Source organism: Shinella sp. GW821-FHT10F02, assembly GCF_058809275.1.
Map to the genome: position 1 here is coordinate 369781 of NZ_JBXASL010000005.1, position 15569 is coordinate 385349.

At 65.2% G+C, this 15569-nt stretch carries 14 protein-coding genes; 10 read left to right on the forward strand and 4 right to left on the reverse strand.

What is annotated here, in order from left to right; all coding sequences use genetic code 11:
- Positions 1–81 precede the first annotated feature (81 nt).
- From AC1RWL_RS17925 to AC1RWL_RS17965, 9 genes are all read left to right on the forward strand, one after another.
- Positions 82–1218 (forward strand): AAA family ATPase, encoded by a 1137-nt coding sequence (locus AC1RWL_RS17925; RefSeq protein WP_493095409.1) that lies wholly within the window; start codon positions 82–84, stop codon positions 1216–1218.
- Positions 1219–1276: 58 nt separating this feature from the next.
- Positions 1277–3481, forward strand: coding sequence for a primosomal protein N' (locus tag AC1RWL_RS17930; protein WP_493095408.1), 2205 nt, complete (start codon positions 1277–1279; stop codon positions 3479–3481).
- Positions 3482–3585: 104 nt separating this feature from the next.
- Positions 3586–3969 carry an AGROH133_08824 family phage infection protein gene (locus tag AC1RWL_RS17935; protein WP_493095407.1) on the forward strand — a complete coding sequence of 128 codons (384 nt, stop codon included), beginning with the start codon at positions 3586–3588 and terminating at the stop codon, positions 3967–3969.
- 262 nt (positions 3970–4231) lie between these two features.
- Positions 4232–4798: a F0F1 ATP synthase subunit delta gene (locus tag AC1RWL_RS17940; protein ID WP_256119411.1), complete on the forward strand. Its 567-nt coding sequence runs from the start codon at positions 4232–4234 to the stop codon at positions 4796–4798.
- Positions 4798–6327 carry a F0F1 ATP synthase subunit alpha gene (atpA, locus tag AC1RWL_RS17945; protein ID WP_256119410.1) on the forward strand — a complete coding sequence of 510 codons (1530 nt, stop codon included), beginning with the start codon at positions 4798–4800 and terminating at the stop codon, positions 6325–6327. The genes AC1RWL_RS17940 and atpA overlap by 1 nt, the downstream gene beginning before the upstream one ends.
- Positions 6328–6443: 116 nt before the next feature.
- Positions 6444–7325: a F0F1 ATP synthase subunit gamma gene (locus tag AC1RWL_RS17950; protein WP_256119409.1), complete on the forward strand. Its 882-nt coding sequence runs from the start codon at positions 6444–6446 to the stop codon at positions 7323–7325.
- Positions 7326–7351: 26 nt separating this feature from the next.
- Positions 7352–8965, forward strand: coding sequence for a F0F1 ATP synthase subunit beta (atpD, locus tag AC1RWL_RS17955; RefSeq protein ID WP_256119408.1), 1614 nt, complete (start codon positions 7352–7354; stop codon positions 8963–8965).
- 69 nt (positions 8966–9034) lie between these two features.
- Entirely contained in the window at positions 9035–9442 is a 408-nt protein-coding gene (locus AC1RWL_RS17960) for a F0F1 ATP synthase subunit epsilon (protein ID WP_493095406.1), read from the forward strand.
- Positions 9443–9650: 208 nt separating this feature from the next.
- A complete protein-coding gene (locus AC1RWL_RS17965) occupies positions 9651–11078 on the forward strand; it encodes a mannose-1-phosphate guanylyltransferase/mannose-6-phosphate isomerase (protein WP_439631909.1) in 1428 nt (475 codons plus the stop codon).
- Here the strand turns inward: AC1RWL_RS17965 and AC1RWL_RS17970 are convergent, their stop codons facing one another.
- The 4 genes from AC1RWL_RS17970 to AC1RWL_RS17985 all read right to left on the reverse strand — a co-directional run bounded on the left by AC1RWL_RS17970 (position 11079) and on the right by AC1RWL_RS17985 (position 14328).
- The gene (locus AC1RWL_RS17970; protein ID WP_493095405.1) at positions 11079–11828 is read right to left on the reverse strand and encodes a metallophosphoesterase; all 750 of its coding nucleotides are present in this window, start codon (positions 11826–11828) and stop codon (positions 11079–11081) included.
- A 55-nt stretch (positions 11829–11883) separates the two neighbouring features.
- Positions 11884–12486 carry a hypothetical protein gene (locus tag AC1RWL_RS17975; RefSeq protein ID WP_493095404.1) on the reverse strand — a complete coding sequence of 201 codons (603 nt, stop codon included), beginning with the start codon at positions 12484–12486 and terminating at the stop codon, positions 11884–11886.
- Positions 12486–13247, reverse strand: coding sequence for a DUF6030 family protein (locus tag AC1RWL_RS17980; RefSeq protein ID WP_256119401.1), 762 nt, complete (start codon positions 13245–13247; stop codon positions 12486–12488). The genes AC1RWL_RS17975 and AC1RWL_RS17980 overlap by 1 nt, the downstream gene beginning before the upstream one ends.
- Before the next feature lie 154 nt (positions 13248–13401).
- Entirely contained in the window at positions 13402–14328 is a 927-nt protein-coding gene (locus AC1RWL_RS17985) for a LysR substrate-binding domain-containing protein (RefSeq protein ID WP_493095403.1), read from the reverse strand.
- A gap of 92 nt (positions 14329–14420) precedes the next feature.
- Between AC1RWL_RS17985 and AC1RWL_RS17990 the strand changes: the two genes are divergently transcribed.
- The gene (locus AC1RWL_RS17990; RefSeq protein WP_493095402.1) at positions 14421–15563 is read left to right on the forward strand and encodes an iron-containing alcohol dehydrogenase; all 1143 of its coding nucleotides are present in this window, start codon (positions 14421–14423) and stop codon (positions 15561–15563) included.
- The last annotated feature ends 6 nt before the right edge of the window (positions 15564–15569 follow it).

Consider the following 15569-nt stretch of genomic DNA (forward strand, 5'->3'; position numbering starts at 1 on the left):
ACGTTTGCTTCACCGGCCGCCTTCCTCTGGACATGGTGCCGGGTATAGAGACGATCGTCCTTCTGATTCCGGATACGCTTCATGCTGCTGCGCTCCATGTCCGCCGAAAACTACCGTTCGCTGCGCTCGATCCGCATGGATCTCGGGCGGGTGAACCTGTTCGTCGGCGAGAACGGGGCGGGCAAGTCGAACCTCTACCGCTCGCTGCAACTGGTACAGGCGGCGGTGCGCGGCAACTTCGCCCATGAGATCGCGGCCGAAGGCGGCATGGCCTCGGCGCTGTGGACGGGCAAGCGGCGGGCGAACGAGCCGGTGCGCATCCGGCTGGAGGCCGAGCTGCTCGACGAGGACCGGGCGATCACCTTCCGCTACCGCGTCGAGGCGGGGTTGCGGCCGCCGATCGATGCCGCGGGTTTTGCCTTCGAGCCGCAGGTCAAGGCCGAGGAACTGTCGATCGAAACCGGCCGCCGGCCGGTGACGATGATGAAACGCGGCGGGCCGGGCATCATGGTGCGCAGCGAGGCGGGCCGGATGGTGGAGTATCCCGAACAGGCCCTGACCTCGGAGACCGCCATCGCCCTTCTCGGCGATGCCGGCCATTATCCGGAGGTTGGCACGTTCCGCCGCGCGGTTTCGCAATGGCGGTTCTTCCACGGTTTCCGCTCGGACCGCGATTCGGCGCTGCGCCAGCCCTGCCTTGCCGTCACCGCGCCGCTGCTCGACGAGGACGGCGCGAACATGGCGGCGGTGTTCGCGACGCTGAAATGGACGCGGGGGGACACGGTCGATCTCGACCGGGCGGTGGCGGATGCCTTTGGCGGCGCGCGGCTTTCCGTGCCCGAGCCGGAGGAATTCGCCTCCTACGGGCTGACCTTCCCGCAGTTTCCCCAGCGCATCTTCCAGCCGCGCGAGCTTTCCGACGGGCAGATCCGTTTTTTGGCGCTCGCGGCGGCATTGCTTTCGTACCGCACGCCGCCACTGATCGCGCTGAACGAACCGGAGGCGAGCCTCCATCCGGACATGCTGTCGCCGCTTGCCGAGATGATCGCGCGGGCCGCCGAGACGAGCCAGTTGTGGATCGTCACCCATTCCGAGCGGCTGGCACAGGAGGTGGAGACGCGCTGCGGCGTGCGGGCGAAGCGCGTCGTGCGCAATGACGGCGCGACCTGGATCGACGGCATGCGGCTGACCGGCGAAATGGATGAGGACGACGAATGAGCGGGCCGGCGATCTTTGCGGTTTTCTTCCCGCACCGGCGGGGGCATCTTCGCGGGCAATGAGCAGCGATTCGATCGATCTCTTCGGGGAAAAACTTTTTCCGCGCACGGTGCCCGTGATGGTGCCGGTGCCCACGCCCACGCCCTATTCCTATTCCGTGCCGGAGGGCATGGCGGTGGAGCCGGGCTCGATCGTGCAGGTGCCGCTCGGGCCGCGGCTGGTGCCGGGCGTCGTCTGGGACGGCGGCGATGACAAGCGGGTTGATCCGAAGAAGCTGCGACCGATCGAAAAGGTCTTCGACTGCCCGCCGCTCTCCAGGGAGATGCGCGATTTCCTCGACTGGGTGTCCGCCTATACGGTGACGCCGCCGGGCCTCGTCGCCCGCATGGCGCTACGTGCGCCGACGGCGTTCGATCCCGAGCCGATGATCGAGGGGCTGCGGTTCACCGGCCACCGGCCGGAGCGGCTGACGAGTGCCCGCGAGCGGGTGCTGGAAATGGTCGAGGACGGCATTCCGTGGACCCGCTCTGGTCTCGCGCACGCCGCCGGCACCTCGACGAGCGTCGTCGACGGGCTCGTGAAGCAGGGCAGCTTCGAGACCGTCTTCCTGCCGCCGCCGCCCGTCGTGGCGGTGCCCGATCCGGAGCATGTGGAACCGCGGCTCGAAGGGCCGCAGACTGAGAGTGCGGCGGAGCTTGTCGAAAGCGTGCGCGCCGGTGGCTTCAACGTCTCGCTGATCGATGGCATTACCGGCTCGGGCAAGACCGAGGTCTATTTCGAGGCGATTGCCGAGACGCTGCGGCGGGGCAAGCAGGTGCTGATCCTGCTGCCGGAAATCGCGCTGACAGCGAGTTTCCTCGAACGTTTCCAGGATCGGTTTGGCGCCAAGCCCGCGGAGTGGCATTCCGATCTCGCGCCCCGCATTCGCGAAAAGGTCTGGCGGCAGGTGACGATGGGGGATGTGCGGGTCGTGGCCGGCGCGCGTTCGGCGCTGTTCCTGCCCTTCGAGAATCTCGGCCTCGTTATCGTCGATGAGGAACACGATCCTGCCTACAAGCAAGAAGACCGGGTGTTCTACAATGCGCGCGACATGGCGGTGGTGCGGGCACGCATCGGCGATTTCCCGGCCGTGCTCGTCTCGGCGACGCCCTCGGTCGAAAGCCGGGTCAACAGCGATGTCGGGCGCTATCGCAAGCTGCATCTGCCGACGCGATATGGCGACGCCGCCCTTCCGGACCTGCACCTTGTCGACATGCGGCGCCATCCGCCGGCGCGCGGCGGGTTTCTCTCGCCTGTCATGCTGCGCGGCATCGCCCGCACCATCGAGAAGGAGCAGCAGGCGCTGCTCTTCCTCAATCGCCGCGGTTATGCGCCGCTGACGCTCTGCCGCGTCTGCGGCCATCGTTTCCAGTGCCCGCAATGCTCAAGCTGGCTGGTCGAGCACCGGTTTCGCGGGCAGATCCAGTGCCACCATTGCGGTTATGCCGAGCGCACGCCGGAAGCCTGCCCGGAATGCGGCACCTTCGATCATCTCGCCGCCTGCGGACCGGGCGTGGAGCGCATTGCCGAGGAGGTGGAGAAGCATTTTCCGGAAGCCCGCACCATCGTTCTCTCCTCCGACCTGATGGGCGTGAAGCGGCTCCGGCTGGAGCTGGAGGCGATTGCGCGCGGCGAGGCGGATATCGTCATCGGCACGCAGCTCGTCGCCAAGGGGCACAATTTCCCGCTGATGTCGCTGGTCGGCGTGGTCGATGCGGATCTCGGGCTTTCGAACGGCGATCCGCGCGCGGCAGAGCGGACGTTCCAGTTGCTCTCGCAGGTGACGGGGCGTGCCGGCCGCTCCGGCCTCAAGAGCCACGGCCTCATCCAGACCTATCAGCCGCTGCATCCCGTCATGCAGGCGATCGTCTCGGGCGATGCGCAGGCCTTCTACGATCGCGAGATCGGCGAGCGGGAAAAGGCGCTGCTGCCCCCGTTCGGACGGCTTGCCTCGGTCATCGTCTCGGCCGACACCCGTGGTGAGGCGGAGACGCATGCGCGGGGACTGCGGCAGGCCGCACCCCATGTGGACGGCATCTCGATCCTCGGCCCGGCCGAAGCGCCGCTGGCGCTCGTGCGCGGCCGCCATCGCTTTCGCCTGCTGATCCATGGGCGGCGCAACAGCGACATGCAGACGTTCCTGCGCACCATGCTCGCCAACGGGCCGAAGGAACGGGCCTCGCTTCAGGTGCAGCTCGATATCGATCCGCAGAGTTTCCTCTGAGCGTCATAGTTAACAAAGAGTTGTGCGAAGTCGGCGCGCCCGCTTCTGCGCCTTTCGCGCCTGTGCGATAGAGGGGCGGCGAGCACAACCGGAGAAACGTCGCGATGGAATTCTACATCCCCACCGAAACGGGCGAGCTGCTCGCATTCTCGGCGGCCATCGTCACCGCGCTCTTCGGCCTCGTCGCCCTCTTCGCGCCCGGCACGGCATTGAAGCTCGCCGGCCTCCAGACCCGCGAGGCGAGCCGCGAAGGCTATGCCTTCGCCCGCTCGGCCGGCGGTTTTTATGCGGGGCTCGCCATCGTCGCGCTGATGATGGCGCAGAGCTGGATCTATATGGGCATCGGCGGCGGCTTCGCGCTCGCTGCATTCGGCCGCATTCTCTCGCTGATGTCGGACGGGTCCTTCACGCTGAAAAACCTCGTCGTGCTCCTCGTGCAGGCGGGCCTTGCCGCGCTGCCTTTGGCCTATGCATTCGGCTTCATCTGAGCGAAAAACCGGCCCGGCCTGCCTCGGCGAGACCAGAACATAGTCTGCGCAGTCAACTTTTGCTCCGACTATGGCCGACTTATGGCGCATTCCTGCGCCGCGTGTGTTGCGAGTCCCGGTTTCCTATGCTAGACGAACCGCGAAATTCAGAAAAAACGGGCTTCAAAGCCTGTGGGAACTGAAGATTACCGCAACGATTTCAGAGGGTTAGGACTGTAGCCTCGCTACCGCCCCGCTTTCTGGATGAAAAGAAGAGAAGCTTGTGCCCGTGGCAGACACATCCCAGCTCGTTTCCGGTGTTGCAGAAAGATACGCGTCCTCGCTTTTCGACCTCGCTCAGGAAGCCGGTTCGGCTGACAGTGTCGGTGCCGATCTCGCCCGTTTCCAGGCGCTGATCGACGGGAGCGAAGACCTCAAGCGGCTGATCCTCAGCCCTGTCTTCTCCGCCGAAGATCAGACCAAGGCCATTGCCGCCGTTGCCGCCAAAGCCGGCATCACGGGCCTCGTGGCAAACTTCCTCAAGGTGGTTGCGTCAAATCGCCGCCTGTTCGCCGTTCCGGGCATGATCAAGGCCTACCGCGTCATCGCGGCCCGCGCCCGCGGCGAAATCACGGCCGATGTCACCTCGGCCCATGCGCTGACCGCAGCGCAGGAAACAGAATTGAAGGCGGCGCTGAAAGGCGTCACCGGCAAAGACGTGACGATCGCCGTCACCGTCGACCCGTCCATTCTCGGTGGCCTGATCGTCAAGGTGGGTTCCCGCCAGATCGACACGTCCCTTCGCACCAAACTCTCTACTCTTAAGCTTGCACTGAAAGAGGTCGGCTGATGGATATCCGCGCCGCGGAAATTTCCGCAATTCTCAAAGATCAGATCAAAAATTTCGGCAAAGAGGCGGAAGTCTCGGAAGTCGGCCAGGTGCTCTCCGTCGGTGACGGCATCGCCCGCGTTTATGGCCTCGACAACGTCCAGGCCGGCGAAATGGTGGAATTCCCGGGTGGCATCCGTGGCATGGCGCTGAACCTCGAAAGCGACAACGTCGGTGTCGTTATTTTCGGTTCGGACCGTGACATCAAGGAAGGCGACACCGTCAAGCGGACCGGCGCCATCGTGGACGTGCCGGTCGGTCCGGAACTGCTCGGCCGCGTCGTCGACGCGCTCGGCAACCCGATCGACGGCAAGGGCCCGATCAATGCCAAGCTGCGCTCGCGCGTCGACGTCAAGGCTCCGGGCATCATTCCGCGCAAGTCGGTGCATGAGCCGATGTCGACGGGCCTCAAGGCCATCGACGCCCTCATCCCGGTCGGCCGCGGCCAGCGCGAGCTCGTCATCGGCGACCGCCAGACCGGCAAGACCGCGATCATCCTGGACGCGATCCTGAACCAGAAGGCGATCCACGACAACGGCCCGGAAGGCGACAAGCTTTACTGCGTCTACGTCGCTATCGGCCAGAAGCGTTCGACCGTCGCCCAGTTCGTGAAGGTTCTCGAAGAGCGCGGCGCTCTGCAGTACTCGATCATCGTTGCTGCAACCGCCTCCGACCCGGCGCCGATGCAGTACCTCGCACCGTTCGCCGGTTGCGCGATGGGCGAATACTTCCGTGACAACGGCAAGCATGCCCTCATCGGCTACGACGACCTTTCCAAGCAGGCCGTTTCCTACCGCCAGATGTCGCTCTTGCTGCGCCGCCCGCCGGGCCGCGAAGCCTATCCGGGCGACGTCTTCTACCTGCATTCGCGTCTCCTCGAGCGCGCTGCAAAGCTCAACGACGACATGGGCGCTGGCTCGCTGACGGCTCTGCCGGTCATCGAAACCCAGGGCAACGACGTGTCGGCGTTCATCCCGACCAACGTGATCTCGATCACCGATGGCCAGATCTTCCTTGAAACGGACCTGTTCTACCAGGGTATCCGCCCGGCCGTGAACGTCGGTCTGTCGGTGTCCCGCGTGGGCTCGTCCGCACAGATCAAGGCGATGAAGCAGGTTGCCGGCTCGATCAAGGGCGAACTTGCCCAGTATCGCGAAATGGCAGCCTTCGCCCAGTTCGGCTCGGACCTCGACGCCGCGACGCAGCGCCTGCTCAACCGCGGTGCACGCCTGACCGAACTCCTGAAGCAGCCGCAGTTCTCGCCGCTGAAGACGGAAGAGCAGGTCGTGGTGATCTTCGCCGGCGTCAACGGTTACCTCGACAAGATCGCGGTCAACCAGGTCGGCAAGTTCGAGCAGGGCGTGCTCGGCTACTTCCGCTCCGAGGGCAAGGACATCCTCGACAAGATCCGCACCGAAAAGGCGATCAGCGACGACACCAAGGGCAAGCTCAAGGCCGCCCTCGATGCCTTCGCCAAGACCTTCGGCTGAGGCTACGGTTCGAGCCCTGCGCGCTAAGCTGGCGCGCAGGCAGCCCGGGAACTTTGATTGACGCATGATCCGCTCAGAGGATTTTCTGGGGGATCATGTCACAGGACGGAAAACGGATGCCTTCACTTAAGGATCTGAAAAACCGGATCGCCTCCGTCAAGGCGACGCAGAAGATCACCAAGGCGATGAAAATGGTCGCCGCGGCGAAGCTTCGGCGTGCCCAGGAAGCGGCCGAGGCCGCCCGGCCCTATTCGCAGCGCATGAGCGCCGTTCTTGCCAACATCGCCCAGGCCGTCGGCCAGGACGATTCGGCACCGCGCCTCATGACCGGCACGGGCAAGGACCAGGTTCATCTGCTCGTCGTCTGCACGGCCGAACGCGGCCTGTGCGGCGGCTTCAACTCGCAGATCGCGCGTCTGGCGCGTGACCACACCCGCAAGCTTCTGGCGAGCGGCAAGACGGTCAAGATCATCTGCGTCGGCAAGAAGGGTTTCGATATCCTGCGTCGCGAATTCGCGTCGCTGATCATCGACCGCGTCGACCTGCGTGAAGTCAAGCGCATCAACTTCGCCAATGCTGACCAGGTCGGCCGCAAGGTCATCGGCCTGTTCGAAAAGGGCGAGTTCGACGTTTGCACGCTGTTCTATTCCGAGTTCAAGTCGGTCATTTCGCAGATCCCGACCGCGCTCCAGCTCATCCCGGCCTCCGCTCCCGCGGCAGTCGCCGAGACGACCGGTGCAACGGCGATCTACGACTACGAGCCGGATGCCGGCGCGATCCTCGGCGATCTCATCCCGCGCAACATTTCCGTCCAGATCTTCCGGGCCCTGCTCGAGAACGTCGCCGGCGAAATGGGCGCCAAGATGAGCGCCATGGACAACGCGACCCGCAATGCTGGTGAAATGATCAACAAGCTGACACTCAACTACAACCGTCAGCGCCAGGCTCAGATCACCAAGGAACTCATCGAAATCATCTCGGGCGCTGAAGCGCTCTAAGGACCAGGACAAAGAGGGTAAGAGATATGGCTAAGGCAGCTACCCCGAAGGACACCGCAGCGGCGAAGAAGCCGGCTGCGACCAAGACGGCAGCAGCAGCGGCGGCTCCGGTCGCAGCAGCAGCAACCAAGGCTCCGGCCGCAAAGGCAACCGCTGCCAAGGCACCGGCTGCGAAGACCGCTGTCGCCAAGGCCGCCACGAAGGCTGCGGCTCCGGCCGCATTCGTTGCGACCGGCCGCGTGACGCAGGTCATCGGCGCCGTCGTCGACGTTTCGTTCGACGGCGAACTGCCGCAGATCCTGAACGCGCTGGAAACCGACAACAACGGCAACCGCCTCGTTCTCGAAGTCGCCCAGCACCTCGGCGAAAACACCGTTCGCACGATCGCCATGGACTCGACCGAAGGTCTCGTCCGCGGCCAGCCGGTCGCCAACACCGGCGCCCCGATCACCGTTCCGGTCGGCCCGGAAACGCTCGGCCGCATCATGAACGTCATCGGCGAGCCCGTTGACGAAGCCGGTCCGCTGGTCACCGCCGGCAAGCGCGCCATCCATCAGGATGCGCCGTCCTACGTCGAGCAGTCGACGGAAGCCCAGATCCTCGTCACCGGCATCAAGGTCGTCGACCTGCTGGCTCCTTACGCAAAGGGCGGCAAGATCGGCCTCTTCGGCGGCGCAGGCGTCGGCAAGACCGTTCTCATCATGGAACTGATCAACAACGTCGCCAAGGCGCACGGTGGTTACTCGGTGTTCGCAGGCGTGGGTGAACGTACCCGCGAAGGCAACGACCTCTACCACGAAATGATCGAATCCGGCGTGAACAAGCACGGCGGCGGCGAAGGCTCCAAGGCTGCCCTCGTTTACGGCCAGATGAACGAACCGCCGGGTGCGCGCGCTCGCGTCGCCCTGACCGGTCTGACGATCGCTGAGGACTTCCGCGACAAGGGCCAGGACGTTCTGTTCTTCGTCGACAACATCTTCCGCTTCACGCAGGCCGGTTCCGAAGTGTCCGCTCTGCTCGGCCGTATCCCGTCGGCCGTGGGCTACCAGCCGACGCTCGCCACCGACATGGGCCAGATGCAGGAACGCATCACCACCACGACCAAGGGCTCGATCACCTCGGTTCAGGCCATCTACGTTCCCGCCGACGACTTGACCGACCCGGCGCCGGCAACCTCGTTCGCCCACCTGGACGCAACGACGGTTCTGTCGCGCTCGATCGCCGAAAAGGGCATCTACCCGGCCGTGGACCCGCTCGACTCGACCTCGCGCATGCTCGACCCGATGGTTGTCGGCGAAGAGCACTACGAAGTCGCCCGTAAGGTCCAGACGACCCTGCAGCGCTACAAGTCGCTCCAGGACATCATCGCCATCCTGGGCATGGACGAACTGTCGGAAGACGACAAGATCGCCGTTGCCCGCGCCCGCAAGATCGAGCGCTTCCTGTCCCAGCCGTTCTTCGTGGCCGAAGTCTTCACCGGTTCGCCGGGCAAGCTCGTCGCGCTCGAAGACACGATCAAGGGCTTCAAGGGCCTCGTCAACGGCGAGTACGACCACCTGCCGGAAGCCGCCTTCTACATGGTTGGTTCCATGGAAGAAGCGGTCGAAAAGGCCAAGAAGCTGGCTGCCGAAGCCGCTTGATGAACTTGGGGCGCCCTGAAACGGGCGCCCTGTTTCCCGGCCGAATGAAATCAGAAGAAGTGAATGGTCATGGCTGACAGTTTCAACTTTGAACTCGTTTCTCCCGAGCGACTGCTGGTTTCCGGCAGCGTCAGCTCCGTCGTCATTCCGGCGACCGAGGGCGAAATGACCGTCATGGCCAACCACGCGCCGACCATGACGACGATCAAGCCGGGTGTCGTCACCGTGACGTTCGCGGATGGCAAGAAGGACCGCTACGCGGTCTTCGGCGGCTTCGCCGACATCCTGCCGACCGGCTGCACGCTGCTGGCCGAATCGGCCGTGCATGTCGACGAGATCAAGAGCGAAGACATCACGCGCCGGATCGAGGCCACCCGCGCCGAGCTGGAGCATGCGTCCTCGGACGAACACAAGTTCGGCATCGAGAGCTACCTCGCGCAGCTCACCACGCTGCAGGGCACGCTCCTGCCGGCCTGATCCGAACCCGGATTTCGCAGACACCAAACCCGCTTCGGCGGGTTTTTTGTTGCTCTGGATCCGCTTGCCGACGGAACAGGGTCTCTTTACCTTATCCGCAAGAATGCTCATCGGCGGGGGCTGCCGGGCGTCCGATTTTGCTGTTTCTTTACGGCAGGGATGGAGAGTGGCCCCAAAATGGCTGGCTCCAGCATCAGGACGAGGAATGATGACCCGCAAGATCGTACCCGTAATCATGGCCGGCGGTAAGGGCACGCGGCTCTGGCCCCTGTCGCGCGCCTCCGCGCCAAAACAGTTCCTCGAATTCCTCGGTGAAACGACGCTGTTCCAGAAGACGCTGGCGCGCGTTTCCGACACCGCGCTCTACGAGCCGGCGATCGTCGTGACCAACAGCGATTTCCGCTTCCTCGTCGCCGAGCAGGCGCGCGCCGCGGATGCGCCGCTCACCTCGATCCTGCTGGAGCCTGTCGCGCGCAACACCGCGCCGGCATTGGCCGCCGCCGCCACGCTCATCGCGCGCCTCCACGGCGACGATGCCGTCATGCAGGTGCTGGCCTCCGACCACGAGATCGATGCGAACGACGTCTATTTCGACTGCATCGCCCGGGCGCGGGCCGCAGCGCAAGCCGGCCGCCTCGTCACCTTCGGCATCACGCCGAGCGAGCCCGCGACCGGCTACGGCTATATCGAGATCGGCGAGGATCTCGGCAATGGCGCCAATGCCGTGCGCCGCTTCGTCGAGAAGCCGGATCGCGACAAGGCGGCGGAGATGCTTTCGGCAGGCGGCTATCTGTGGAATTCCGGCATGTTCATGCTGCCCGTCGGTCTGTTCCTGCGCGAGCTCCGGCAATATGCGCCGGAGGTTCTCGACGCCGCGAGTGAAGCCGTTGCCAAGGCGAAACACGACCTCGATTTCGAACGGCTCGACGAGGCCGCCTTTTCGCGTGCCCCCGATATTTCCGTCGACTATGCGATCTTCGAGAAGACGCCGATCGCCGCCGTCGTGCCGTCGCCCATCACCTGGTCCGATCTCGGCAGCTGGGATTCCGTCTGGAAGACCGGCAAGCAGGACGAGGCCGGCAACGTGGCGGATGGCAGCACGACCGTGCTCGACACGCGCAATTCGCTGGTCATCTCGCGTGATATCCATGTCGCCGTGCAGGGCCTCGACAATGTGGCCGTCATCGCCAGCGAAGACGCCGTTTATGTCGGCCGCATGGAAGACAGCCAGAATGTCGGCAAGCTGGTGAAGCATCTCGCGGCGCTGCCGAAGACGGCGAAGCTGACCGAGACCCACCCGACCTCCTACCGCCCGTGGGGCGGCTATACGTCCGTGCTGAACGGCGAGCGCTTCCAGGTGAAGCGCCTCTTCGTGACCCCCGGTAAACGCCTGTCGCTGCAAAAGCACCATCACCGCTCCGAACACTGGATCGTCGTGCGCGGTACGGCGGAGGTGACCATCGGGGACAAGACGGTCATGCTGCGCGAAAACGAATCCGTTTATATCCCGCAGGGCGAAGTGCATCGCCTTGCCAATCCCGGAAAGATCCTGCTCGAACTCATCGAGGTGCAGACGGGCTCCTATCTCGGCGAGGACGACATCATCCGCATCGAGGACGAGTTCGGCCGCGGCTGATCAGAGCAGCGTGGCGCCCTCCGGTGTCACCTTCAGCGCCGTCAGGCGGCCGCTGGCATAACAGGTGGTGTCGATGCAGATGCGGCCCGTACCGAAGACCGGGTCGGGTCCAGCGGTATGGCCGTGGATGACCGTGATCGGCAGGCCGGGGCCTTCGCTCAGGAAGGGTTCGCGGATCCAGATCATGTCGTAATCCTTCTGCTGCGGAAGGGGCACGCCCGGCTGGATGCCGGCATGCACGAAGAGGCGACGGCCGCTCAAGGCCGCGATCGGCAGGTCTTGCAGGAAGGCGATGTGATGCGGCGGCACGCGCTGGCGCAGCGCCTCGCCGAGGGCTCGCATGCCGCGCTCGCCATAACGATAGTCCGCAAGGTCGATGCCGTAGGAGCGCAACGTCGCGTCGCCGCCGTAGTCCAGCCAGCGCAGGTGCTGCAGCGGGTCGATGATGAACTTCAGGAACGTATCGTCATGATTGCCGCAGAGCGCGATGCGCTCGATGCCGTCTGCATGGCGCTCCGTCGCCAGATGCTCGATCACCGCGTTGGACGCCGGCCCGCGATCGACGTAATCCCCGAGATAGAGGATCAGCGCCGGCACGCCGGTATGGGCGGCGACATCGGCGCGGATCTTCTCCTCCAGTGCCAGCACGGCATCGTGGCAGCCGTGCACGTCGCCGATCGCGTAGATCAGCGGCTGCTCGGCGGGAAGCGTCAGACGGCGGCGGCGCAGCGGGGGTGGGGCAATGCTCATATTCGACGTCATAGCCGGGAAGGCGGCGGACGGAAACCGGCAAAGTGGCGCATCGCTAACGCCGCCTGACGGGTGGGCAGCGGCCGAGCGCGCGGCATTCCGCATCGATCCAGATGCCGGCCTTCTTCTGCATCGCCTGCTGCTGGGCAGCCATTCCTTCCGGCGTCGCTGCCCAGGCCGCGCCGGCGGCGATCAGCGCCTGGGCGATATCCTTGCCGCCGGATGAGCAGGTGAGGAAGGTGGCGGGGCCGATGCGAAAATCCTGCTCGCAGAAGAGCGTGCGGTTGGCGACAAGCTGCCGCAGCACGATCCGTGCCTTCTGGCCGCAGACTGCGATGGCGCCCCCTTCGCCGCGGCAGAACCGTTTCGCATCGACGGCGATCGCATTCGTCAGCACGTAGAGACGGTTGCCGTCGCGAAAGGACGTGCTGTCGAGCACGGTGACGCGGCTGCTGACGGGGATGCGCAGCGGCGTCATGACGTGGTCGACCGCCAGCCGTTCATAGGTCTGCTTGCTGCGGTCGATCCGCACGGGTTTGTCGGTCCAGATCGGATCGTCGGAGGCTGCCCCCGGCAGGAGTTCCGCCGCCATTGCCGCCATGGTGGTGACGAGCAGCAGCAGGAGTGCTGCGATCATCGGCGTCGTTCGCAAGTGCATCACATTTTTTCCGCGAGCGGCAGCCAGCGGCTGCGGTCGAAATAATCCGGCAGGTAGGAGCCGCGGTTGCGCGTGCGGTCCGGGTTGATGGTGAAATTATAGCGCGGCGTTTCGCCGAATTCCTTCTTGAGCTGGATGCGGTTGCCGAAGCGGATGATGTCGAACTCCTTGAGCGCCCGGATGTTCTCGAAAATATCGGGGGCCTCTTCCCAGCGCACCTCGTCGAGAAAGACTTCGATGGCATTGATGACGGCGTCGGTCACCTGGGTTTGCGTTGCCGGGTTCTCGATGTTCAGCTTGAGGCGGAAGGAGGAGACGCGCGTTTCCGCATTGCCCTTGATCGACAGGAAGACGGAGGAGGACGGGTTCGGCCCGTCGCGCTCATGGGCGAATTCGCGGTAGGACTGGCACTCCCAGCTCTGCTGGTCGAAGACGCCGGCCTTCCAGCCGGAATTGACGAAGCCGCCGCGGCGCAGCGCCTCGCAGAGCGCTTCCGGCGCCTTGCGGATCGTGCGCACGAACTGGGTCTGCGTGGGCGTGACGGGGGTCAGCAGCCGTTCGGAAATAAGGCCCTCGGGGCGCGGCATGCGGTTGCCCTTCATCTCGTAGGGGCGCAGCGCGCGTTCGCGCGGTTGGGCCTCTATCGGGTCGTAGCCGAAGCGGGCGAGCAGCAGGTTGAGGTTGCGGTAGTCGTTGGCCAGAAGCACGGTCGCGCCGATCGCTCCGAGCAGCACGATGGCGAAGAGCCCGAAGACAACCAAGCCGGATCTGCTTTGCTTCCGCTCCGTCATGCCGAACCGCGCCGTTGCCCGTGTCGATGCGGCCGCTGGGCGAGGGCAAGCCCCGGCCGCGGCCGATCTTTCGTTCCTGATAGGCCACAAGGCGCATACCTGCAAGCGCGGCCCGGCGCTCGCCTCACGCTGCGTTGCGCGAGGCCAGCAGGCTTTCATGCAGCATCAGCACCTCCGGCGGCGCGGTGCGAAATTTCGGCAGGCCGAGATGGTAGCCGTAGCCGGTGACGAGGCTCGTCCCGCCGAGCTGCACGAGGGTGCCCGCGGCAAGCTCGGCGGCGATGAGATCGAGGCTGCCGAGCGCCACGCCGTCGCCGCTGCGCGCGGCATCGATGGCGAGTGCATAGGTTGAGAAGGTGAGATGCGGCCGGGGCAGCGGCCGGCGCCGAAAGGTTTCGGGCGCGACGCGCTCCAGCCAGGGGCGGAAGGAAATCCAGTTGGCGTTGAAGCGTTCGTAGTCGATGAGGTCGAGGCCGGCGAGATCGGCCGGGGCGAGCGTGGCCGGATCGAGCCCCTTGCGGGCGATGTAGGCGGGGGCCGCCACCGGCGCCAGTTCCTCGGCCAGAAGCGGCGTCAGGTTCCAGCGCGGATGTTCGCCGGCGGAATAGAGGATGACGAGGTCGTTGTTTTCCGAGGCGAGGTCGGCGGGGCTGTCGACGGTGACGAGGCGAATGGAAACGCCGGGATTGTCGCGGGCGAAATCGCGCAGGCGCGGGCCAAGCCAGAGATGCGAGACGGAGCCGCTGGCGGCAAGCGAGATGCTCTGGCCGGCGCCGGTGCGGAAGGGTTCGAGGCTTTCCTCCAGATAATCGAGCGAGGCGCGCACGCGCTGGAACAGCTTTTCGCCGCGCGGCGTCAGCGACAGGTTCTTGCCGGCGCGGGCGAAGAGCTGCGTGCCGAGATGGTCCTCCAGCCCCTTGATGCGGCGGCTGACGGCGGCCTGCGTGATATTGAGCTCGCGCCCGGCGCGGGAAAAATTCATGTGCCGGCAGGCGGCGTCGAAGACGCGGAAGGCTTCCAGCGGGATATGGGCGAGCAAATTGGCCTTCATGATCTGATGTTATCAAAAAGCCCGAAAAATCCAAGGATTTGAAAATCTGAAATCGTGATGCACGGTTCGGAAAATCGTTCGGGGGAGTTTCCGTGAAGTTCGCAACGTCTTTCGTGCCCGATATCCGCTTCGGCGACGGGGTTCATGACACCATCGCCGCCTCCGCCCGCGCGCTTGGCGCGGAAAAAGTGCTCGTCGTCATCGATGGTTTCCTTGCCGCCAGCGGCCTCGGCGCGCGCCTGGCAGCGCAGTTCGCCGCCGAAGGCGTGGCGGCGGATTTCTATTCGGACTTTGCCGGCGAGCCGAAGCTTGCGCATGTGCAGGCCGCAACGGCGGCGGCCCGCGGCAAGGACCTCGTCGTCGGCATCGGCGGCGGGTCGGCGCTGGATATCGCCAAGATCGCGGCCTGCGCGGCGGCGTCTTCGCAAGATCCGATGCATTATGCGCTCGCGGCCAATCCGCTGCCGAAGGCGCCCCTGAAGAAGATCATGGTGCCGACGACTGCAGGGACCGGCTCGGAAACCTCGGCGACGACGATCTTTGCCGGGCCGGAAGGCAAGAAACTCTGGATCTGGGGGCCGGAAACCAAGGCGGATCTCGTGCTGCTCGATCCGGCGCTGACGGTGACGCTGCCGGCGAACCTCACCGCCTGGTGCGGCCTCGATGCTTTCGTGCACGCCTTCGAGGCGGCGACCAACCGCAATGCCCATGCGGGCGCGGCGCTCTATGCCCATGCGGCGCTCGGCTTGCTGACCGAGGCGCTGGAAACGGCGGTCAAGCACCCCGCGGATATCGAAGCGCGCGGCAAGGTGCTGCTCGGCTCGTGTTATGCCGGCGTCGCCATCGATAATTGCGGCACGGCGGTCGCCCACAATATCAGCCATGCGCTGGCCGGCCTTGCACCGGTGCATCACGGGCTTGCCACGGCGCTCGGCTTCGAGGCGACGCTCGCCTGGCTGGTTGAGGCCGACACGGCGGATCTTGCGGCTGCGGCGCGGGCCTGCGGGCTCTCCGACGCGGCGATGCTGCCCGGCTTCGTCGGCGACCTGATGGATCGCTGCGGCATCGTCCGCGCGCTGCCAAAGGCCTTTGCGGATTTCACCACCGCCGATCTCGCCCGCGAAATGCGCGCGCCGGAAAACCAGCCCATGCGCCGCTCGACGGTGCGCGAGATTTCCGACGCCGACATCGAAACCTTCGCGGCCAAGATGATGGCCCTGCCCAAGACGCTCTGAGGACCC

Excerpts from the sequence above, each read along its gene's own strand:
- AC1RWL_RS17925 (WP_493095409.1), top strand. The coding sequence starts at position 82 with ATGCTGCTGCGCTCCATGTCCGCCGAAAACTACCGTTCGCTGCGCTCG.
- AC1RWL_RS17930 (WP_493095408.1), top strand. The coding sequence starts at position 1,277 with ATGAGCAGCGATTCGATCGATCTCTTCGGGGAAAAACTTTTTCCGCGC.
- AC1RWL_RS17935 (WP_493095407.1), top strand. The coding sequence starts at position 3,586 with ATGGAATTCTACATCCCCACCGAAACGGGCGAGCTGCTCGCATTCTCG.
- atpA (WP_256119410.1), top strand. The coding sequence starts at position 4,798 with ATGGATATCCGCGCCGCGGAAATTTCCGCAATTCTCAAAGATCAGATC.
- AC1RWL_RS17950 (WP_256119409.1), top strand. The coding sequence starts at position 6,444 with ATGCCTTCACTTAAGGATCTGAAAAACCGGATCGCCTCCGTCAAGGCG.
- atpD (WP_256119408.1), top strand. The coding sequence starts at position 7,352 with ATGGCTAAGGCAGCTACCCCGAAGGACACCGCAGCGGCGAAGAAGCCG.
- AC1RWL_RS17960 (WP_493095406.1), top strand. The coding sequence starts at position 9,035 with ATGGCTGACAGTTTCAACTTTGAACTCGTTTCTCCCGAGCGACTGCTG.
- AC1RWL_RS17965 (WP_439631909.1), top strand. The coding sequence starts at position 9,651 with ATGACCCGCAAGATCGTACCCGTAATCATGGCCGGCGGTAAGGGCACG.
- AC1RWL_RS17970 (WP_493095405.1), bottom strand. The coding sequence starts at position 11,828 with ATGAGCATTGCCCCACCCCCGCTGCGCCGCCGCCGTCTGACGCTTCCC.
- AC1RWL_RS17975 (WP_493095404.1), bottom strand. The coding sequence starts at position 12,486 with ATGCACTTGCGAACGACGCCGATGATCGCAGCACTCCTGCTGCTGCTC.
- AC1RWL_RS17985 (WP_493095403.1), bottom strand. The coding sequence starts at position 14,328 with ATGAAGGCCAATTTGCTCGCCCATATCCCGCTGGAAGCCTTCCGCGTC.